This is a genomic window from Novipirellula rosea (assembly GCF_039541335.1).
GTDB classification, from domain to species: Bacteria; Planctomycetota; Planctomycetia; order Pirellulales; family Pirellulaceae; genus Novipirellula; species Novipirellula rosea.
This window is the reverse complement of record NZ_BAABGA010000099.1, coordinates 1-21,036: the sequence shown is the minus strand read 5'-3', so window position 1 is coordinate 21,036 and position 21,036 is coordinate 1. Positions and strand designations below refer to the sequence as shown.

Genomic DNA, 21,036 nt, shown 5'->3' with positions numbered 1-21,036 from the left:
GGCGATGCGAAGTCGCTTTGTAGAGGGCCCGCTTGATGATTATCCTTTGGCTCGTCCACGAGGCCCCAAGCGGCCAAACATGCGGTCCAGTTCGTCTCGGCTAAAGAACAAAGCGGTGGGGCGTCCGTGCGGGCAATGGTGCGTGTCCTGGTACAAATCACGCTGTTCCAGCAGGCTGGTGATCTCTTCTCGTGTGAGCGGGTCGCCCGCTTTGACGGCGGCTTTGCAGGCAATCGTGCTGAGCAAATGATTCAGCAGGTCTTGGGCGTCCGGCTCTTTGCCTGCCGACATCACCGATTCCAATACCGTCCGCAGCATGTCGCCAGGCGACATGCGTTTTAGCATCGCCGGGTAGGATTGGATCAAGATCGTCTCGCCACCAAAATCGTCAATCTCAATGCCAATCTTGGCCAGCGTTTCTTTGGAATCAAGCGCCGCGGTGCGTTCGGCCGGAGTCAACGAAACAGGCTCGGGAACCAGCAGACGCTGCGATTCCAATCGCTCCGATCCGCCTAGCACCTTGTCCTTGACTCGTTCGTAAAGCACTCGCTCGTGAAGCGCGTGTTGGTCGATGACCACCATCCCCTTCTCGTCTTGTGTGACGAGATAGCGGTTATGGACTTGAAACCCCAGGTAACAAACCGTCGGATTGCCATCGCTCGCGGCGGGCTGGGGATCCCACGGAGCAAGCTCGGCAGGTTCGCCTGTTGCCGGATCAGTCGGCGGCACTGCGGCGCCCGTCGCTGCATCGCCATTGCCCGGCGCACCACCCGCTGCGGTCCCCGGCAAAGGATTCGCGGAGAACGGAGCGTTGCCGGGAAAGGGGCGGAATCCCGGCACCGACATCGATGGCATTGATTGCGAGGTGCTTGCTGCGGAGGGGCCCGCTGGCATTGAACTTGTGGGCGACAGACTCGCGGGCATTGAGGGGCTTTCGCCCGTACGCGCCCAATTGATCACGCCTTGGCGCTGTTCGGCTTCGACGCGGCTGGGAAGTCCCAGCACACTCGGTGCCGGAGCCGCGACGTCACTGCTTTGTGTGCCACCACTTGAATCGGTGTCGGTTTGGGGTGTCGACGCAGGGCCGACACGATGCGTCATGTTGGTTTTTAAGAACTGATATCGCAGCGTTTGCAATAATCGTCCATAGACGCGGCCACCATCGGTGAATCGCACTTCTAACTTTGTCGGGTGCACGTTGACATCGACCATGTCGGCTGGCATTTCCATCCTTAGAAAACACACCGGGTGACGGCCTACCATCAACAGCCCACGGTACGCTTCGGTTAGGGCGTGTTGCAGCGAACGGTCACGAATGTGCCGGCCGTTTAGGAACATGTACTGCATGCGATTGTTGCCGCGGCTGACCGACGGGTCGCAGGCATAGCCGCTGACGCGAATCTGAGAGTCGTCGCTTTCGATAGGGATCAGCGAATCGGCGATCTCGCCACCAAAAAATTCCGCGATGCGGTCAGACCATCGCGTCGTCGGCGCCAAGTCGTAAAGCGTCTTGTCATTGGAAGTCAAGACAAAGTGCTTGTCTGGATTGGCCAATGCGATTCGCGTAAACGCTTCGACGATATGCCCCCGCTCGGTTTGTGCCGTCTTCAAAAAACGATGGCGCACGGGAGTGTTGAAAAACAGGTTGCGAATTTCCATCACTGTCCCGACCGGGCATCCGCAGGGCGTCGGCGATTCAATCACACCCCCGCGAACATTGATTTCCGATCCGCAGTCGTCGGCGACAGTGCGGCTGCGAATCGTCAATTGCGAAACACTGCCGATCGACGCCAATGCTTCGCCGCGGAACCCCAGCGTGTGGACGTGGAATAACGCCTCCTCGTCGGGCAGTTTGCTGGTCGCATGACTGGCCACGGCAAGCGGCAGCTGCTCTGTCGTCATTCCGCAACCATCATCACTGATGCGGATCAGTTCGGTGCCGCCACCATTGATCGTCACCTCGACGCGAAAGGCGCCTGCGTCGACACTGTTTTCCAGCAACTCTTTCACGACCGAAGCCGGTCGCTCGATCACTTCGCCCGCAGCGATCTTGTTGACGAGATTGGGGGGTAATTGACGGATGGTCGGCAGCGGTTTTGCAGTAGCAGTCATCCTTACGAATGTACCGTTTTACGCAAAATCAACAACCGAGAATCCGTCTGAAATCCAATGCATGCAAGAGAGTTGTTGGAAGAGCTCACCAATCCCCACCACAACCGTAGTGGACAAGGCAACGAGTCCCTCGCAGCCGTAGTGGACGAGGCAACGAGTCCCGCGCAGCCGTAGTGGACGAGGCAACGAGTCCCTCGCCATTGATGGGCGAAGCCCACCAGTCTGCGGCACGATCCGCAGCGGGCTATCAGACTGCTAATCTAACTTGCGAAAGTCTCTCTGTTGCGAAAGCGGGGATGCTGCGGGATTCGTAGCCTCATCCACTACCTCGAAGTCAATCGACCGCGATTTTAGCGGACGACCAATAACATTCGGGCGTTGCCACGTCGGACTACCAATCGTAGCGGTTGCCGCTGTTTTTGCGATTCGTCCAAGATCAGCGACAACTGATCGACCGACGATACTTGGATGTTCGCTGCCGATTCGATGACGTCGCCTACCTGCAATTCGCCCTGGGCGGCAATGCTGCCGTCCTCGACACTCGCCACAATCAAACCGCTTCGCAGTCCTTCGTAACCGTATTGTTTGGCGGTTTCCGGAGTCACGGGAATCAATTCGGCGCCAAACAGCGATCCCGCGCCAAACATTGCCATCGCCTCGTCCGTTCGTTCCTGTAAGTTCACGGTGACTTGCGATGTATTTTGATTGCGAATGATTTCCATCACCACGGCGGCGCCTGGTGGCCGGCTGGCAATGTAATTTCGCAGCTGCGTTCCCGATCGCACCGGCCGGCCATCCAACTTGGTGACCACGTCGCCGGGTTGCAGGCCTGCTTTCGCTGCCGGTTGGTTCTCGAGCAATCCACCGATCAATGCACCTGAGTTCACCGAGAGGTTGTACTTTTTAACACTCTCGGGAGTCACATCGACCACCTGGGCACCCAAGAAGCCACGTCTCACTTGGCCTGATTCAATGATCGATTCGAGCACCGGTTTGGCCAACGAGACGGGGATGGCAAACCCGATCCCAGCACTTGCACCACTGCGTGACAGGATCGCCGTGTTGATCCCCACTAATTCGCCTCGCAAGTTGACTAGCGGGCCGCCCGAGTTGCCTGGGTTGATCGCGGCGTCAGTTTGTAGGAAGTCTTCGAAGCCATTTCCATCGTCGACAATTCCTTGCACCCGGTTCTTGCCGCTAATGATTCCCGCAGTGACCGTTTGCTCCAAACCAAATGGGCTGCCGATCGCCAAGGCCCAATCGCCAACACGGATGTCGTCCGAGCTGCCTAACAGCACGGGTTGCAGTCCATCCAAATCGACCTTGATCACCGCCAAGTCGGTTTGGGGGTCGGTGCCGACCATTTTTCCTTGAACAATGCGTCCGTCGTTCAGTTGGACTTTGATTTCGTCGGCGCCTTCGACGACATGATTGTTGGTCAGGATGTAGCCGTCTTTGCGGACGATCACGCCGCTGCCCATCCCTTCGGATTCACGCCGCTGAGGAGCTTGAGGTTGATAACCAAAAAAGTCTTCGAAACCGGGCGGTAACGCGCGTCGCTGGTTTTGCCGGCCTCCGACAATTTGTGTTTGCTTGGTGCTGATGCTAACGACACTTGGTCGCAAAGCTTCGGCAACGTTGCGAAACGAAAGCGACAGATCCTGCGCGGTGTCGAGGTGTTGGCCTTGCATCGGTACCCGCGACTGGTCTTGAGCGAGGCTGTCGCGGTGCAGCGACTCAGGCAAGCTCAGCACGGCACCGGTCAGTAGCGAACCAAACAACATCGCCGCCAACACGGCGCTTACACGCTTCCACAGATTATCCATCACGGTGACTCCCAACGAATCGAATCTAAAAAAACTGTCCTTGCCCCGCTTATCTTTACCCGGCGCGATCGCCGAACCAACCCTCATTGTAGCGAGCCCTCGCTGCGTCCCCCAGCAATGTGGCATCCCCCAGAGTTGCGGTCGTCACACTTCGCGGCGTGCCGTGAGTGTGCTGAGCGGCGCCAAGGGGCTGCTGGGACGCGTGGTGCCGCGTCGGCCAAAGGGCGGTAAAACCTACCCGGCAAACCGCAAACTTGGCGAAGTCTGCCTAGATTGAAACCACCATGGTCTGCCGATGCGACAGCGTGCCCGAGAACCCGCGTAATCGGAGCAAACCGTAGGCCAAAAATACGCTCTTTCACGCTCCGGGGCTGGACATTTCCAGCTACTAATCTGGTACGCTATCGATCGGTCCACCGGCGATCGATCTGCCGGGCGATCCAAAGCAAGCAAGGAGCTAATAAAATCGTATGCGAGATACATTGACGGTCATTTTGGCCGGGGGGCGGGGTTCGCGTCTGGAGCCTTTGACGCGAGACCGGGCCAAGCCTGCAGTCCCTTTTGGCGGCCTGTATCGGATTATTGACTTTGTTCTCAGCAATGCACTGAACAGCGGGATGCGACGCATGCTGTTGTTGACGCAGTACAAGGCCCAGTCGCTCGATCGGCACATCAACCTTTCCTGGCGGAATTATTTTTGCCGCGAACTGGGCGAGTTTATCGACGTTGTCCCGCCGCAACAGCGGATCGACAATAATTGGTATCAAGGCACCGCCGACGCCGTCTATCAAAACATCTACGCGATCGAGAGCGAACAGCCCAAAGACGTCGTGATCTTGGCGGGCGACCATATCTACAAGATGAACTACAAGCCGATGGTCGATTTCCATCGCAAAATGGGGGCGGATATCACGATCGGAGCCCTGCGGGTCAGCCGTGATGAAGCGAGGCAATTCGGGGTGATGCAGGTCGACTTGGATAACCGCTTGACCGGATTCCAAGAAAAACCGGCCGATCCGATGCCGACCCCCGACGATCCCGATGTCTGTCTGGCATCGATGGGCATCTACGTCTTCAACGCGCGGTTCCTGTTCGAACAGCTCTGTGATGATGCAACTCGGACCGAAAGCGATCACGACTTCGGCAAGAACATCATCCCTGCGGCGATCGAAAAGCATGGCGTTTATGCCTTTCCGTTCTTGGACGAGAATCGAAAACGCGATGCTTATTGGCGTGACGTCGGTACCATCGACGCTTATTACGAAGCGAATATGGACTTGGTCGGCGTCGATCCGCAATTGAATCTGTATGACCAACATTGGCCGATTCGCTCGTTCCAACCGATGCTGCCGCCACCGAAGTTTGTCTTCGGCAGCGAAGGCCACTCCTCGCGACGAGGCGAAGCTCTCGACTCGTTGGTTTGCCAAGGAGCGATCATTAGCGGCGGCAGTGTGGCACGCAGCATCGTCGGTCCCAACGTCCGGATCAACAGCTATGCCCACGTCGAAGACAGTATCTTGTTCGAAGGGGTCGAAGTTGGGCGTCGCTGTCGTTTACGCCGTGTTATCGTCGATAAAGGCGTCCGCATCCCAGCAGAAACGGAAATCGGGTATGATCGTGCGGCCGATGAGGCACGCGGTTTTACCGTCACTGAAAGCGGGTTGGTTGTGATCGCTCGTGGAGAACAATTGGCCTCAAACCCCGCTGGCGACGCGGTCCACTATTAGCCAGCCCACTCGGTGCACTTCCTCGTTAATTATTATTGGGCAAACGGTTATCAACGAAGAACTATTGCAGGGAAACCTTGTCCCAACGATGGTGGGTATTGCCTCAGGCCTGGTGCTGTTGGCCGTGGGGCTAATGCTAGGGTACCGGTTCGGACGCAAATATAACCAAGCCGCGGGGGTAGCGATGTCTCAAGACGAACGCGAACGCGTCCTGCAAATGCTGCAAGAACTCGGGGCCTGGACAAACGAATACTCTGGCAGCGTCTCGCAGTATCAAACGCGATTGGGAGAATTGAGCAACGAGGTGCGAGTGGATGCCCAGTCCGCTCAGACGGCTCCCAAGGTGATCGCGCTATTGAAACAGATCATGGAGAGCAACGAGCAGTTGCAGACTCGGCTGGAATCGGCCGAACGCCAGCTCGATAAACAAACCAAGCAGATCGAGAGCTATCTCACCGAAGCTCGCACCGACGCCTTGACCGGATTGCACAACCGTCGTGCATTCGACCAAAAGCTTGATGAAACCTTCGCAACGTTTCGCAAGGGGGGCCGCTCGTTTGCCTTGGCCCTGATCGACATCGATCACTTTAAAAACTTTAACGACACGCACGGGCATCAAGTCGGCGACCAAGTGCTTCAGCAAGTCGCCAAGCTGCTGCGTTTAGAACTTGATGACGCCATCATTGTCGCCCGTTTTGGTGGCGAAGAGTTCGCGATCTTGATGAACGGTCCGCTGCAAATCGCCGCGGACAAAATGAACAAGGTTCGCAAAACGATGGCGTCGCACCAGATCGATTTGGGCGGCAAGCCCTTGTCGGTCACGATCAGCGTCGGAGTCAGCGAGCCTCGCGATGACCTCGTCGCCAGCCCCGTGGTGCGACGGGCCGATGAGGCGCTTTACGCTGCGAAAAATATTGGCCGCAACCGAGTTTATTATCACGACGGCAAAGGTCCCTCGCTTGTGGGTGCCCCCGAAGTGGCCAAAGGCTGAACACAACGACTCCCCCCCAACTTCATCCATGTTGCTTCGGCATCTTAACCTGTCCTCGAACCTGCATTTCCCGAATTTGAATTCACGATGAGCGTTGACGATTCTGTAAAACCCACGCGTTCGGATGCCGACCTGCACGACGGCCAATCCACTTTATTTGGGCACCCGACAGGGTTGTACACGCTGTTCTTTGCCGAGATGTGGGAACGATTTTCCTACTACGGCATGCGCGCCCTGTTGGTCCTGTACATGATCAAGGGGTTCCTGAAATATGGGGACGAACAAGCCTATACGGTTTATGGTGCCTACACCGCGCTGGTCTATATGACGCCGTTTTTCGGCGGCTTGTTGGCCGACCGAGTGTTGGGGCAACGCCGCGCCGTGATCTTGGGAGGCGTGTTGATGGCGGCGGGCCATCTGTTGATGACCTACGAAGCGCAGTGGCCGTTTTTCATCGCGCTGTCGCTGCTGATTGTTGGCAACGGTTTCTTTAAACCCAACATTTCGACGATCGTCGGATCGCTGTACCCCAAAGGCAGCGGCAAACGCGACGGCGGTTTCACGATCTTTTACATGGGCATCAATCTGGGCGCCGCAATGAGCCCCTTGTTGTGTGGCTACGTCGGCGAGACCTATGGATGGCATTACGGTTTTGGGCTCGCCACGATCGGGATGTTGATCGGGTTGGCCGTGTTTGTGATGCCCACCGTGGTGACGCAAAGTTTGATCGGGCTGGGGGCAGCGGTCAGCGCCATCGGCATGCTGGTGTTCCATCCCGATAATCCATGGACCACCGCCGTGAATATCTTTGTCGCGGTTGCCTTGGTCGCCGCAGGGGCGATCGCCTGTGTCGCGCTCTCGCGAGGCGGTTTGAGTGCGGACAAGGGCCAGCGGCCTGAGGGGATGGATGGTCGTCACGACTGGATGGTTTATCTCGGGACATTGGTCGCGATTCCCGTTTTGACGCTGCTAGTGAGCGGATTTTCGCCACTGACCGACGATGGTAAATCGCTCCAGCTGATCCCGAACGAAACGATCAATAGCTTTACCGGTGACGTCCAAGAAGACGCCTCGGCGACCTCAAAGGCAGTCCGCAGTATCGCGGTCGTCTTTCTGAAAGAAGTCAGTAAGCCTGCGGGGCTGGTCTTGACCGTGATCGGGATCATCGCGTTTGGTTATCTGATCATCCAGACCTTTAAATTGGATCAAATACCACGGCAACGGATGATCGTTGCGTTGGTGCTGATCTTCTTTCAAATGCTGTTTTTCGCGTTCTTTGAACAGGCCGGCAGTAGCGTCAACCTGTTCACCGACCGCAATGTCGATCGTGTTGTCGAAGCGTCGGTGGTGACCGAATCGATGGTCGGCGAAACAATTCAAATCGAACCGACTCAGGAACAGATTGGATACGAGTGGAAAGACGGTGAAGTCTTCTCGATTTCCGATTTGGATCAATTGCGAGCCGATCATGAAGCCAAAGGCTTTGAGATTGATTGGACGATTCGCGAGAGCAATGTCGGGATGGGGATCGCATCGCGTGATGCCGAATTACCCGCCAGCTTGTTTCAGTCGGTCAATCCGATCTTCATTCTGCTGTTAGGACTTGTTTTCTCGGCACTGTGGACGCAGTTGCGAATGCGAGATGCCGATCCCTCCTCGCCAGTTAAATTTGCGTTTGGTTTGGCGCTGCTGGGGCTCGGGTTTGGTGCCTTCTGGTACGGAGCCGTCAATGCCAATGGACGCGGGATGGTTTCGATCAGTTGGTTGTTGCTGGGGTACCTGCTGCAAACGATGGGCGAATTGTGCCTCAGCCCCGTCGGGCTCTCGACGATGACCAAGCTCAGCCCTCGGCATCTCGTCAGCACGGTGATGGGCGGTTGGTTCTTGGCGACTGCGTTTAGCCAGTACCTCGCGGCGATCATTTCCCAGTTAACTGGCGTCAGCGAAGGCGGAGACACCGGCAGCGTGATTCCGCTGCCGACCGAGACGGTTGACGTGTATGGCGGTGTGTTTGGTACAATCGCAGTCACTGCGATGCTTTCGGGGCTCGCATGTTTGCTATTGTCGCCATGGTTGAGCCGCTGGATGCACGAGCAGGATGAACGATAAAGACGATGCCCGTGTGATTGGTTTGCTGCGCCGCGTGATTCGCGACTGCGGGAAACTGTACAACCATTGCGGCCAGTGGATGGTGCGCCGCTATCCCACGCTAATCGAAGGCAATCCGAATCAGTTCGTTGAGCTGATGGATGACCTGCATCGCGGTTTGTTGGTCAAGGTCTATGTCACGATCGTTCGCGCCGACGATCGCTGGACCAGCGCCGAGAAGCGAGTCGCCGCGGCGATGATCGAACATCTGTGGGGCGAACAATTGCAAGGCGGGCAATTGCGCGAAGCGGCCACCGGGCTATTCGAGCAAGCCGACCAGCTGTCCTGGGAATCGCTGGTCGCTCCCTTTGTGCGTTATGCCCCGCTTGCCGACAGCAAGGCACAGGTCGAAACGATCGTAATGCGTTTGGCCAATCTGGTCGCCAAGTGTGACGGTCAAACGATGCCCGAAGAGTCGGTCGCACTGCATACGCTGCAGCGTGATATCGACATGGCGCTGCATCCGGCGGATCCGAAATCGACGCTAGCGCCGATTGGAAACGCGTCGTCCGAAGGTCCCTCGGCGGTTGCCTACCAACACGAACAGCAGCAGGCTAGCGCGGTGACGGGGAAAGCGGCGGAACCGGAGTGCCCTGCCGACCGCGAGCGGCGACTGCAAGCGGCCATGAAAGAACTCGAGTCGCTGATTGGGTTGCAGAGCGTCAAAGATCGAGTTCGCAGCTATGCCAACTTTCTGCGTCTGCAACAGCAACGCAAAGACGCCGGGCTTGCGACGATGCCGATCAGTTTGCATATGGCGTTTATTGGGAATCCAGGCACCGGCAAAACGACCGTCGCGCGAATTGTCGGACAAATCCTCGGTGGGCTCGGTACGCTTCCCTCGGGGCATGTGATCGAAACCGATCGCAGCGGACTGGTTGCCGAGTACGCTGGCCAAACCGCGCCGAAAACCAACAAGCTCTGCGATTCTGCCAAAGGAGGCGTGCTGTTTATCGACGAAGCCTACAGTCTGGTCGATGCCTCGGGCGACGACGCCTACGGACGCGAAGCGATCCAGGCGCTGCTGAAACGGATGGAAGACGACCGCGAATCGATGGCCGTGATCTTGGCCGGTTACAGCGACGAGATGGACAAGATGATTCGCAGCAATCCCGGCTTGTCATCGCGGATCAATACCAAGATTGATTTCGAGGACTACACGCCCTCGGACTTGGGCCGCATCTTTGAAGGGATGTGCGAACAAAATCAGTATCAATTGCCCAGTGAAGCACGTCATCGTTTGTTGGTCGGTTTTCAGCAGGTGTACGAACACCGCGACCGTCATTTTGGCAACGGCCGTTTAGTGCGAAACGCATTCGAAGACACGATTCGCCGCCTGGCCGACCGGATCGCCGAAGTTTCTCAGTTGACCGAGTCGCTGTTAACCGTGCTGCTCGCCAATGACGTCAGCGTCCCTGGGGTGACCAGTCGTCAACTCGATTCTCTGATTGCTAAGCCGCACGTATTGCGTATCCAGTGCAACGGATGTCAACGCAAAGTGCGAATCATGCCCGAGTCGCTCGGCATCCGTGTCCGCTGCAAAAAGTGCGAGCACATCCAACTAGCCGACTGGGCCGACGTCGCCGAAAAATAGGCTGAATGTGGGATCGACTTCTAGCCTTTTTATACCCAATAACTTTTACGAGCTTATCCCGATAGGGATTTCAGCAATTAGCCGGTGGTTTGAGCGCAGCGAACACCACCGGAAAACGGATTGTTTCATAATCGTTGACCCTGAAAGGGTCACAGATGACGGTGCCGTGACCCTTACAGGGTCAAAACCGCAGTTGAGCGTTGGGGTCCGTAGGTGGCGCTTCGCTTGCCTGCGGCTAATTGCTTAAATCCCTATCGAGCTGAGGTGATAATTCGCTCGACATGAGTTGTGGGGGCGAAAAGGCTGGAAGCCTATCCCACACCTTACGCACTGGGCGGGACAAGCCCTTCGGGCAGTTTGCCTTCGGCAACCTCGTCATCCCATTGGTCCATCAGCGGCCAGCTGTCGGCAAGCGTTCCGAAGTCGGCCATTTTTAAGTAGCCACGCACACGATCGATCGTGCGATTTAGAAAGTCTTTGTCGTTGCGGAAGATCGGGCCATGGCTCGGAGCCAACCATTTGACGTCACTGTCGCGAATTCGCTCGAGCGATTTGACGAACGCCTTGATGTCGCTGCCGTGATGCGCGTCGATCGCTCCGATGCAACCATCACGATAAATGTTATCGCCGCTGAGCAAGACGTCGCCATGACGGAACGCCAACTGGCTGTCGGTGTGTCCCGGTGTGTGCCAGACTTCGAGTTCCAGATTGCCGATCTTGATGATGTCGCCATCGTTGACCTCGTGCTCGATTTCGACCGGAGGCATCGCGAGCTTCAGGTTCTGAGCTTCGATTTCCGCCAGCGTGATCAGCGTGTCCCCTTCACGAAGCGGTTTGACCGCTTTGGGGTGCCCCGTAACCGTCGTCTTCAGTAGCTGTTTGGCCTTGGCAAGCCCCTGGATGTGATCGACATCCGCATGCGTCGCGACCAGCGTCTTGCAGCGTGACAGCGGGAAATCAAGCTGCCGAATGATCTCGACGAAATCCTCGACCGTCTCTTCGTATCCGATGTCGATCAGAATCCATTCGTCTTGATCGTACACCAAGTAGACGTTGCAACCGAGAACCTCGCCAGCTTGAAAATTAAGCTCGATCACACCTGGGAAAATAGGTTTACGAATCAACATGACGAATGATTTTTAAAGGAATGAATTTGCGGGTGCGGTATTCTACGCCGTCTCGGGGAACAACGAAAACCCGGTTGACATCATAACGGCGCCGAATGAGGGAACATTCCAAACCAAGTGTCTTAGGGCCACGTCCGGCGAATTTGCTAAAAACCGAAGCACTTCCTGACGGAACGGCCCCATCACCGCAATGCCACAGGCCACCTTCAATGCGTCAGGCCTTCCTCAAGTCTTCAGAATCGAGGCCAAGCCTTCACGATAGGTCGGAAAGGCTAATCTGGGTAATAAGTTCCCCTTGAGTCGACGATTCCAAATTCGCTTGTTGCTTTCGCTTCGCATTTGCTTCGCCGAACCGGCCGGTGGCGGCTCGAAAACGGGAGTCGCGGCACCACATTGGCGGGCAATTTCACAGTAAAAGTCTCGTCTTGGCATCGGCTCGTCGTCCCCGACCACGTACATTCGGTAGCTCGAATCCTGCCATGCTGCGAACACCGCACCGGCGGCATCGTCGACGTGAATCAGGTTTAGGTAGCCGTCTTCGGCGGACGCGATCGGTTGTCCCTCCAACAGAGTGGCGATCCGCGGCACTCGGCCAGGCCCGTAAATTCCCGCTAACCGCAGGATGATCCAGGGGGCGGCCGGTCGATGGCGATGCAGCAAATCTTCGGCCTGCAGATGAACCCGGCCCCCTTCGCGATTGGGTTTCGCGGGCGATCGTTCGTCGACCCAGACGCCTCCGGTCTGGTGGTACACCCCCGTGGTGCTGATGTAGCACAGATGGGCCTGCTCGGGCACTGCCTCCAGTAAATTCCGCATTCCGCCGACTTGCGACTCATAACGCGATAACCCGCTGGCCGAATCGTAGCTGACCGCGACCAGGACCCGGTCGACCTCCGGTAACGCCTGCAAACTAGAACGATTCGTCCAATCGGCAAGAATCGGCTCAATTCCTTGTTGCCGAAGCTCGATGGCCCGCTGGGGGCGACGCGTGGTGGCGAAAACGGTGTGTCCCGAATCGTGAGCCATTTTGGCAACCACGCTTCCGAGGTAGCCGCATCCGACGATCAAAATGCGAAATTTAGGCATAACAGGGGGGCTCGGTGGGTTTTTAATGCGTTCGGCAGGGGAGTTTGTCGGCTTCATTTTTCCCATTCTTGCTACACCAGCTACAATAAAGCCGCGATCGAGTCGGCGGCGGATGATGCGCCAGGAAAACAATTCGTTGAAGACTCAGGTTCGCAAGATCGTTTACGAAGTCTCAGCGAGGAGCTGCCATTGAAATCGACAGTAGCGTTAACGCCCACCCCCATCAACGTCACCTGCTTATGGCTTTTGCTATTCGGTTTGGTTGCCGCTCCCGCTATCGAGGCTCAGGACACTGTTCTTCCATCGTCAGCGACGGAAAGGCAACGCGGACAATATCGAGTTCCCGCTGTTGAGTCGCAGGGTACGGTTCCGCCGTCCACCACCACCACTAGCGGGACCCTGGTTTCGGTACCGAATCCGCTGCAAGGACTGCTGAGTCGTGGCGGCACCCCATCGTCGCTCGAGCAGATGCGACTTTTGGAAAAGCAGCAGCAGCAGGTCTCGCGGCTCGCTCGAGATTGTACCGTCAGTGTCCAGATCGGCGCGGCGCAGGGTTGTGGCGTGATCATCACCGACACCGGGTACATTCTGACCGCAGCCCATGTGGCGATGCGGCCTGGCAAAAGTGCGGTGATTCGCATGTCCAACGGTCGCACCGTGATGGCAACGACGTTAGGGATGAACCGCAGTGTCGATGCAGGATTGATCAAAATAAATGATGGTCAAAACGAAGGACAACCGTGGCCCCACGCCACTCTTGGAACCAGTGATAAATTGGTGCCCGGCATGTGGTGCATCGCGACTGGACATCCTGGCGGCTACGACCGCGATCGAGGCCCGGTGACTCGCGTCGGACGCATTTTGACCGTTCGCCCCGACGCGATCGTGACCGATTGTGCCTTGATCGGCGGCGACAGCGGTGGCCCGTTATTTGATATCGAAGGACGCTTGATTGCCGTTCATAGCCGGATTGGCAACGATGTCGCCGACAATTTGCATATCCCGGTGGATCATTACGACATTTCATGGAAACGGTTGGCCGCCAGCGAAGCGTGGGGCGTGCTACCCGGTTTTCGTCCCGTTTTAGGGGTCTCGGGGAATCAATCCGAGTCCGTCGCTCGCGTGCGAGAAGTCAAGAAAGGCTCTCCGGCCGAAGACGCAGGGTTATTAGTGGACGATATTGTCGAGCGTTTTGGCGACGTGAAGGTGAGCGATTTCGGGTCGCTGATCAAAGCTGTCGCCGACACGATGCCCGGTGAGCGTGTCGAGGTTTGGGTGAACCGTAACAATCAACGGGTTCGTGTCGTCGTCGAAATTGGGCGTGAGGATTAACGAGATGCCATCGACGATGGTGGTCGCTTGGTCGTAAACTTGTTCGCATGCAGATTGAGATTTCCTTCTGCTCGGGTGTCGTTTTGTTGGAGACAACGTTTTGAATTCATTGCTTTTTAATCGGCATCGACGAACCACTTGCGGTCTGATCGCCTTCGTCATGGTCTCGATCGGGTTTGCCGATACATCCGGTGCCCAAGAATCAAGGACTCCGCAGTGGCTGCGTCAAGGCTTTAGTGTCAAGGTCTCGCACCGCCGCGACAACGGCGAAATGATGCAGTTGGTCGATCCGATCTTGGCCTCGGTCCAGCAGTCGGTCGTTCAAGTGACCAGCGGCGGGCGTCCGGTTGCTCTCGGCACGGTCGTCGGCGCCGACGGCTATGTGCTGACCAAACGCAGCGAACTCAGTGGCGGAGACCCGATTCGTGTGCGACTGCACGATGGTCGCTTGCTGCCCGCGCGTGTTGCCGCGGTGCGTCGCGCGAACGATTTGGCGTTGTTAAAAGTCGATGCTAATTTTGATTTCAAGCCAGCCGAGTTTTATCCTCAGCAGCCTCCGGTAGGTAGTTTTCTTATCACTCCTGGACGCACCGGACGACCGATCGGGATCGGCAGCCTTGGTGTTTTAGAACGGCGTGTAGAGCACAAAGGGCGGCTTGGCGTGGTGCTGGGTAACAGCACAAATGGGCGAGCTCGAGTGGAAGGTGTTTGGCCCGACAGCGGTGCGGACGAAGCAGGGATTGAACCCGAGGATCAGATCATTGCGATCAATGGGCAAGAGGTTTTCAACAGTGACAACGTGATCAACACCTTGCGAGGGATGTTTCCGGGTGAAAGTGTCCAGTTAACGATTCTGCGTTCTGGCAGCACGATGGAGATGAACGCGGGGATCCGCGAGTTTGGGGTGCTACAAGAATCCGAGAACGACAGCCGTGTCAACGGCCCCCGCAACGTCCGGCTCAGTGGATTTGATCGCGTATTCCAGCATGATACGGTATTGGATCCCGATCAATGTGGCGGCCCGGTACTCGATTCCTCCGGCCGCGTGATCGGATTAAACATCGCCCGTGCTGGTCGCGTGGTCAGCTACGCATTGCCCTCGTCGCTGTTGTTACCCGAGATGGTCAACATGCTGCAAGAAGCCCGCGGATCAGCGAACTAGCCGCACGCAATATCGACTCCATCTCCCCCAACAGCTTCGCTGTAGGGGAGTCCGGTTGGAGCCTTTTCAGCGACATCCCGGTGCCCCCCCCAGCTCGCGCGAGCGTCACCATCTGTCATCCCAGCCACCTCTCCCAGCGCAGCAGGGAGAGGTCGAGCAGAGCCTTTTAGCGATTGCTCGGGTGAGGGCCTGCCACCAGCTCACTCGCACCGCGTATCAATTCCGCGTCCAGTCCCACTAGCCCCACCCTCCCGTAGTGGATCTTGCTAAAGATCCCGCGGCACTAAGCTCGTAATCATAACCATACTCTTAACCCTAGTCTCACCCGATCAACCAGCTCTCCGTCGCCAACAGCAGCGACAATTGCGCGGACAATTTGAACAGGAGCAAACAGAGAGAACAGAGTTACAGGTCGCCTCATCTCTGTTATCTCCCTTTCCTCCTGTTCAATCATTTTCGGAGGCGTCCTTTTCCGCCGAGCCGCGCCCATCCATTTTAAAATTTACAATTGTCAATTTAACTTTTTCAATTCTTCCACCCTCCCCAACGTCGTTGCAAGCATTAGCAACCGCAGCGAACAACAAACGCGTCAACCAGCAGCCCCAAGTCCCGGCAGGGGCGACAGAAAACGCTACGTCTATTATCGTCTCCATCCAGCCACCTCTCCCGAGCGCAGCACGGGAGAGGTCGGACGGGCCCTTTAGGCCTCGTCCGGGTGAGGGCCTGCCTCGGTCTCACTCGCACCGCCCATCAATTCCGCCTCCGCTCCGGCTCACCCCGCCCTCCCGTAGTGGATCTTGCTAAAGATCCCGCCCCACTGAATTCTTAATCTTAATCTCGCCCGAGCCCCCAGGTCACCATCGCCAGCAAGAGCGACGATTGCGCGGTCTGTATTTGAACAGGAGCAAACAGAGAGAACAGAGTTACAGGTCGCCTCATCTCTGTTATCTCCCTTTCCTCCTGTTGGATCATTTTCGGAGGCGTCCTTTTCCGCCGAGCCACGCCCATCCATCTTAAAATTTACAATTGTCAATTTAACTTTTTCAATACTCACACCCTCCCCAACATCGCTGCAAACATTAGCAACCGCAGCGAACAACAAACGCGTCAACCAGCATCCCTAGGTCCCGGCAGGGGCGACAGAAAACGCTACGTCTATCGCCCGTCCAGCGCCTCCATCTGCCACCTCTCCCGAGCGCAGCACGGGAGAGGTCGGACGGGCCCCATAGGCCGCGTCCGGGTGAGGGCCTGTCTCAGTCTCACTCGCACCGCCCATCAATTCCGCCTCCGCTCCGGCTCACCCCACCCTCCCGTAGTGGATCTTGCTAAAGATCCCGCCGTACTGGTTACTTAGGTCCAGGTCTCGCCCGAGCCACCAGTCTCCATCGCCTACAAGAGCGACGACTGCGCGGTCTAGTTGCGCGGTCTTGTTTGAACAGGAGCAAACAGAGGAAACGGAGTCACAAATTCCCTCCTCTCCGTTCGCTACATTTTTCGTAGTGGATCTTGCTAAAGATCCCGCCCCCAAGCCGACCGTCACCCACACTCAGCCGACTCCATTCAACCACGACTCCGCTCCCACCAGATGCCCCCGCCGCAAACCTGAACGTAGATTGCGCGGACAATTTGAACAGGAGCGAACAGAGGAAACAGAGTTGCAAGCCGCGTATTCTCTGTTGTCTCCCTTACCTCCTGTTGGATCATTTTCGGTGGCATTCTTTCCCGCCGAGCCGCGCCCATCCATTTTAAAATTTACAATTGTCAATTTAACTTTTTCAATTCTTCCACCCTTGCCAACGTCGCTGCAAACATTAGCAACCGCAGCGAACAACAAACGCGTCACTCAGCATCCTCAAGTCCCGGCAGGGACGACAGCGTGTAGCCCACGGCGTAAGCCGTGGGTTACGGAACAAGCCAAGGTCGAAAGCCCCGAAGGGGCGACAGGAAACGCTGCATCGATTATCGTCTCCATCCAGCCACCTCTCCCGAGCGCAGCACGGGAGAGGTCGGACGGGCCCTCAAGGCCACGTCCGGGTGAGGGCCTGCCTCAGTCTCACTCGCACCGCCCATCAATTCCGCCTCCGCTCCGGCTCACCCCACCCTCCCGTAGTGGATCTTGCTAAAGATCCTGCCCCCAGACGACCGTCAACCACTCTCAACCACTCTCAACCGACTCCATTCAACCACGACTCCGCTCCCACCAGATGCCCCCGCCGCAAACATGAACGTAGATTGCGCGGACAATTTGAACAGAAGGAAACGGAGGGAACAGAGCCGCAGATCGCCTCATCTCTGTTGTCTCCCTTTCCTCCTGTTGGATCATTTTCGGTGGCATCCTTTCCCGCCGAGCCGCGCCCATCCATTTTAAAATTTACAATTTTCAATTTAACTTTTTCAATTCTTCTCCCCGGTTTCAGCGTTGCTGCAATCAGCAACAATCGCATCAACCATCATCCCCAAGTCCCGAAAGGGACGGCATGTTGTAGCCCACGGCGTGAGCCGTGGGTTACAAAACAACGCAAGAGTAAATGCCCCGAAGGGGCGACAGGAAACGCTTTGTCTCCGTTCCCTCCCTCACCGCCTGTTCAATACTTTCCCCCGCTCCCGATCACCTCGCGTTTCTTTCCTTCGCAGCAGGAAACCTTTTTTCCAAACAATTTGCTTGCAACGGCGATTCGGATCGCCAATAATCCGTTTTCGTGATTGCGGTGGACCTCAGCGGAGTGCCACCCAAGTAACCGAAGGTGCAAGCGGAAACAGCGTTCGCTGTCTCTTCGATTTCCAATTGTCAATCTAATTTTCTCAGTCCTTCCCCGAGCCTGCCTTCGTGGCCGCCTCCCGTCACGGATCCGCGATCAGCTGATCCACGTATAAATCACCACAGATGCCGTCATCCCGGATCACGCGGCAATACTCCACCGCCGACTGGGCGAGTGCGTAGCGGCAAAGTCACCGCGGGAACCAAGTTCGATCGTTGTCCGAAAGTCCGCTATGGGACAGCACTTTTTCCTCAAATTTCAACACCGACATGATCGTCGACTCCTCGATGCTCTCGAGTGATAAAACCCTATATCACTCGACTCATGATGCTATCGAGTGATATACCCCAAATCACTTGACTCACCGAGTGATATAAGGTCGAATTCGATTATACCACCCGACTGACCCGGGGTTAAAAAGATAGTTCGCCTACGCAGAGCCTCTCACACAATGTCGGGTCGTTCGGCGATTCAAAAACAGGGCATTTGCATCTAATGTCGGGCTGCATGTTTCCACTCACGATCGATTTGTTTTGCGATTCCGGCGGCGATACAATCCTCTTGTCGAGAGTACTTGGCAGTGAATCATGGTGCTACGTGTGTGGCGAACCACGCCGGTGCACCCGAGCACTCAAAAAACTATTTTCCCAATGGTCGCTTTTCCGTTCGTGCCGGGTGACCTCAACCGTTATTCGATTGAAATCGAGACCCTGCGACCATGCCAGCCGACATCGAATGCACTGCATGCAAGCTCGCCTTCTCCGTTGGCACATATCATTACCACTCATTCGACGATGGCTACATCGGTTCCACGCTGCTCGTCTGTCGCAAGACTGGTCGTCAACATCGTCTCGAAATTCCACATCCAGATCGTTCTCTTAATTTTGCCCTTGAATCAATGCCCTCAGTGCTGATCGCCCCGAAGCGATTGGCTGGCACCATGATAATGCTGCCTGACGACGACTGGGCGCGACGCCGCGTTATCTCAACTCGCGTTCTTGCCGACATTGCTTGCGATTGCTGCTCCGAACTTGGTACACTTATCGACACCGCGAATCCTGGCATGCGGTGCCCCAATTGTGGCGAGATACTGCCACGACCGGTTGCTGAATGGATGACGTAGCGCCAGGAGCGGCGAATAACAAAGCCGTGCACGGGAGCGGCGAAGTCACATTGTTGGAAAATGGAAATCTCTCGTCGCCGCCCCGTGACGGCCAACGTTATCGGACAAAGAGCGGCGTTTCACTTTCGTGTCATCAAACGCCAAGTGTGACGTAGTAGCATGAGGACTCCCGCCGCAAGGCACAGCCATATCGCACACCACATTACCAATCCCGGAACATCATCACGGCCAAATGTGGCTGGATTAGGCTGATTCCCTGACTGCAAGGCACTCGGATTCAACGCGAAGTAGACGCTCATTGATGCGAACGCCAAGAACAACAGCAAGATGCAGACTCCAGAGAGCGCAAAAACAACTTTCGTCGCCGAATATGGCGGCACATTTTCGGTAGAATGTTCTTGCGTGCTTATTGGTGGATCGTACGGATTGTCGTTCAAGGTTTTCCACTCGTGATCGTGCTTCTCTGTTTCGGCGTATGCTACTATACGCCAACGCCATTCACACCCACTGCACCGAAACGGCCGATAACCATGACATCCACCGAAGGACGCGAGCCGAGCGGTTTGGCAGTGGTTGAGTCTTTCGCGCGTCCTCGGTGATGTCTGCCGTTAGGTCGCAAGAGAATGGCACGAGAGTTCTACGCCCGTCTTCGCAACTACTACCTCAAGGTCGCCGAAGTGTTGCGCGGTGATGCCGACGCGGCTTCTGTATTCCCAAACACCAGCGACATTGGCGTTTCGCGGGAACGAATCTATGCCGACTTCCTTCGTCAGCATGCCCCGTCCAAGTGCAATGTCTTTCTCGGTGGCTTCCTGTTCCATGACGACGGCACTGAATCAAAGCAACTCGATGTAATTGTGACGACCGATACCGCGCCACGCTTTGATTTTCATAACCCGGACGGCGGTGGCAAATCTTTCTCACCTGTTGAGGGCACTCTTGGAGTCGCGTCCATCAAGTCAACACTCGACAAGAATCAGCTCTTTGACGCATTGGGCGGTATAGCTTCTATTCCACCAATGAAATCCCTCGAAGGGCGAGTCTCGTTCACAATACAAATCTCAGACTACTATGATTGGCCGTACAAGATCGTTTATGCGAGCAACGGACTTGAGGGACCTACGATTCTCCAGCACGTCGAGACGTTCTACACTGAAAACGCAGATATTCCGATAACTCGAAGACCCCATTTGATTCACGTCGCTGGCAAATACGCGATTGTTCGCGTTATCAAAGGCATGAAGCTCAAATCACCCACCGGTGGCCTCGATGCGGAGATTGAGGAGGGGACGTTTCGACTCTTGACTCGCGACCCTGATCTGCAGGCAATTGTGTGGGCGTTGCATGGCCTCCAACAGAACGCGGCGGCATCCACGGAAATACTCTATTCGTATGGTGGCATCATTAACAACGTACACGACGCGACCTAACCAGGCGTTGCACGCGAGCGGGCGGCAACGTCGGTTTTGAAATCAACGTCACACGCGCCCGCCGCGTGAACTTGGTCGTTCGCCTACTTGAAGGCATCCCTCACTTGCAAACATCACCGTCTTCACAACCCGATTCCAATGCAAGGCATCTTCGAGTTGTTGAACTGAACAATCTAGCAGGGCAACGGTATATGGACTGGGTCCGCTCAATGCTGAACTTATCTGCTGGCGCACTGACGATTCTAGTTGCGTTACAAGAGCACTATGCGACACATACTCTTGCAACTCTGTCGACTCTTTGGGGAACGTGGATATCACTCGCCCTATCAGTTTTGTCCGCAGCTGTAGTTCTTCATTCAGAATCCGCTGCATATCGCTCGCTAGTGTCTGCGATGCTTGACCGGATGCCTGATGATCCACGTCCATTAAGCATTGGGGAGATGCCGAAGATCGCACGTATTGCATCGCGGATTCTGCCAGTGTCATTAGCGTCCGCCATGATTCTTCTATGCGTGTTCGGAATTTTCTCATCGCTTGCTCTCTGAGGCGAACCATCCGATGCACGTGCGGACTGGCAAGGTCTGATTGACGAGCGGGTGGGAATCCCGCCTGGGTAAGT

General features: G+C 56.2%; 12 protein-coding genes. 7 read left to right on the top strand and 5 right to left on the bottom strand.

Features of this window, described 5'->3' with window-relative positions; all coding sequences use genetic code 11:
- Window positions 1-39: 39 nt before the first annotated feature.
- Window positions 40-2,112, bottom strand: coding sequence for a DNA mismatch repair endonuclease MutL (gene mutL, locus ABD971_RS29600; RefSeq protein WP_345327317.1), 2,073 nt, complete (start codon window positions 2,110-2,112; stop codon window positions 40-42).
- 350 nt (window positions 2,113-2,462) lie between these two features.
- Entirely contained in the window at window positions 2,463-3,938 is a 1,476-nt protein-coding gene (locus ABD971_RS29595; RefSeq protein ID WP_339942582.1) for a Do family serine endopeptidase, read from the bottom strand.
- Window positions 3,939-4,408: 470 nt separating this feature from the next.
- Between ABD971_RS29595 and glgC the strand changes: the two genes are divergently transcribed.
- From glgC to ABD971_RS29575, 4 genes are all read left to right on the top strand, one after another.
- A complete protein-coding gene (gene glgC / locus ABD971_RS29590) occupies window positions 4,409-5,665 on the top strand; it encodes a glucose-1-phosphate adenylyltransferase (RefSeq protein WP_345327316.1) in 1,257 nt (418 codons plus the stop codon).
- A gap of 88 nt (window positions 5,666-5,753) precedes the next feature.
- Complete coding sequence (locus ABD971_RS29585) at window positions 5,754-6,656, top strand: GGDEF domain-containing protein (RefSeq protein ID WP_339942580.1); 903 nt, start codon at window positions 5,754-5,756, stop codon at window positions 6,654-6,656.
- Window positions 6,657-6,743: 87 nt separating this feature from the next.
- Window positions 6,744-8,765 (top strand): peptide MFS transporter, encoded by a 2,022-nt coding sequence (locus tag ABD971_RS29580; RefSeq protein ID WP_345327315.1) that lies wholly within the window; start codon window positions 6,744-6,746, stop codon window positions 8,763-8,765.
- Window positions 8,755-10,398 carry an AAA family ATPase gene (locus ABD971_RS29575; RefSeq protein ID WP_345327314.1) on the top strand — a complete coding sequence of 548 codons (1,644 nt, stop codon included), beginning with the start codon at window positions 8,755-8,757 and terminating at the stop codon, window positions 10,396-10,398. Before ABD971_RS29580 ends, ABD971_RS29575 begins: the two co-directional genes overlap by 11 nt.
- A gap of 323 nt (window positions 10,399-10,721) precedes the next feature.
- On the opposite strand, the gene ABD971_RS29570 is transcribed toward ABD971_RS29575, so the two are convergent.
- On the bottom strand, window positions 10,722-11,525 hold the full coding sequence (locus ABD971_RS29570) for an MBL fold metallo-hydrolase (RefSeq protein ID WP_339942577.1): 804 nt from the start codon (window positions 11,523-11,525) through the stop codon (window positions 10,722-10,724).
- Window positions 11,526-11,750: 225 nt separating this feature from the next.
- Window positions 11,751-12,611 (bottom strand): SDR family oxidoreductase, encoded by an 861-nt coding sequence (locus ABD971_RS29565; protein WP_345327313.1) that lies wholly within the window; start codon window positions 12,609-12,611, stop codon window positions 11,751-11,753.
- A 189-nt stretch (window positions 12,612-12,800) separates the two neighbouring features.
- Here ABD971_RS29565 and ABD971_RS29560 point away from each other — a divergent pair, with 189 nt between their 5' ends.
- Both ABD971_RS29560 and ABD971_RS29555 read left to right on the top strand, forming a co-directional pair.
- The gene (locus ABD971_RS29560; RefSeq protein WP_345327312.1) at window positions 12,801-13,943 is read left to right on the top strand and encodes a S1C family serine protease; all 1,143 of its coding nucleotides are present in this window, start codon (window positions 12,801-12,803) and stop codon (window positions 13,941-13,943) included.
- Window positions 13,944-14,043: 100 nt separating this feature from the next.
- A complete protein-coding gene (locus tag ABD971_RS29555) occupies window positions 14,044-15,105 on the top strand; it encodes a S1C family serine protease (RefSeq protein ID WP_345327311.1) in 1,062 nt (353 codons plus the stop codon).
- A 2,165-nt stretch (window positions 15,106-17,270) separates the two neighbouring features.
- Here the strand turns inward: ABD971_RS29555 and ABD971_RS29550 are convergent.
- Window positions 17,271-17,549 carry a hypothetical protein gene (locus ABD971_RS29550; protein WP_345327310.1) on the bottom strand — a complete coding sequence of 93 codons (279 nt, stop codon included), beginning with the start codon at window positions 17,547-17,549 and terminating at the stop codon, window positions 17,271-17,273.
- Between the two features lie 2,061 nt (window positions 17,550-19,610).
- On the opposite strand from ABD971_RS29550, the gene ABD971_RS29545 reads away from it, so the two are divergent.
- Window positions 19,611-20,417: a DUF6602 domain-containing protein gene (locus ABD971_RS29545; protein ID WP_345327309.1), complete on the top strand. Its 807-nt coding sequence runs from the start codon at window positions 19,611-19,613 to the stop codon at window positions 20,415-20,417.
- Window positions 20,418-21,036 lie beyond the last annotated feature (619 nt).

Excerpts from the sequence above, each read along its gene's own strand:
- mutL (WP_345327317.1), bottom strand. The coding sequence starts at position 2,112 with ATGACTGCTACTGCAAAACCGCTGCCGACCATCCGTCAATTACCCCCC.
- ABD971_RS29595 (WP_339942582.1), bottom strand. The coding sequence starts at position 3,938 with ATGGATAATCTGTGGAAGCGTGTAAGCGCCGTGTTGGCGGCGATGTTG.
- glgC (WP_345327316.1), top strand. The coding sequence starts at position 4,409 with ATGCGAGATACATTGACGGTCATTTTGGCCGGGGGGCGGGGTTCGCGT.
- ABD971_RS29585 (WP_339942580.1), top strand. The coding sequence starts at position 5,754 with ATGGTGGGTATTGCCTCAGGCCTGGTGCTGTTGGCCGTGGGGCTAATG.
- ABD971_RS29580 (WP_345327315.1), top strand. The coding sequence starts at position 6,744 with ATGAGCGTTGACGATTCTGTAAAACCCACGCGTTCGGATGCCGACCTG.
- ABD971_RS29575 (WP_345327314.1), top strand. The coding sequence starts at position 8,755 with ATGAACGATAAAGACGATGCCCGTGTGATTGGTTTGCTGCGCCGCGTG.
- ABD971_RS29570 (WP_339942577.1), bottom strand. The coding sequence starts at position 11,525 with ATGTTGATTCGTAAACCTATTTTCCCAGGTGTGATCGAGCTTAATTTT.
- ABD971_RS29565 (WP_345327313.1), bottom strand. The coding sequence starts at position 12,611 with ATGCCTAAATTTCGCATTTTGATCGTCGGATGCGGCTACCTCGGAAGC.
- ABD971_RS29550 (WP_345327310.1), bottom strand. The coding sequence starts at position 17,549 with ATGCGATTGTTGCTGATTGCAGCAACGCTGAAACCGGGGAGAAGAATT.
- ABD971_RS29545 (WP_345327309.1), top strand. The coding sequence starts at position 19,611 with ATGGCACGAGAGTTCTACGCCCGTCTTCGCAACTACTACCTCAAGGTC.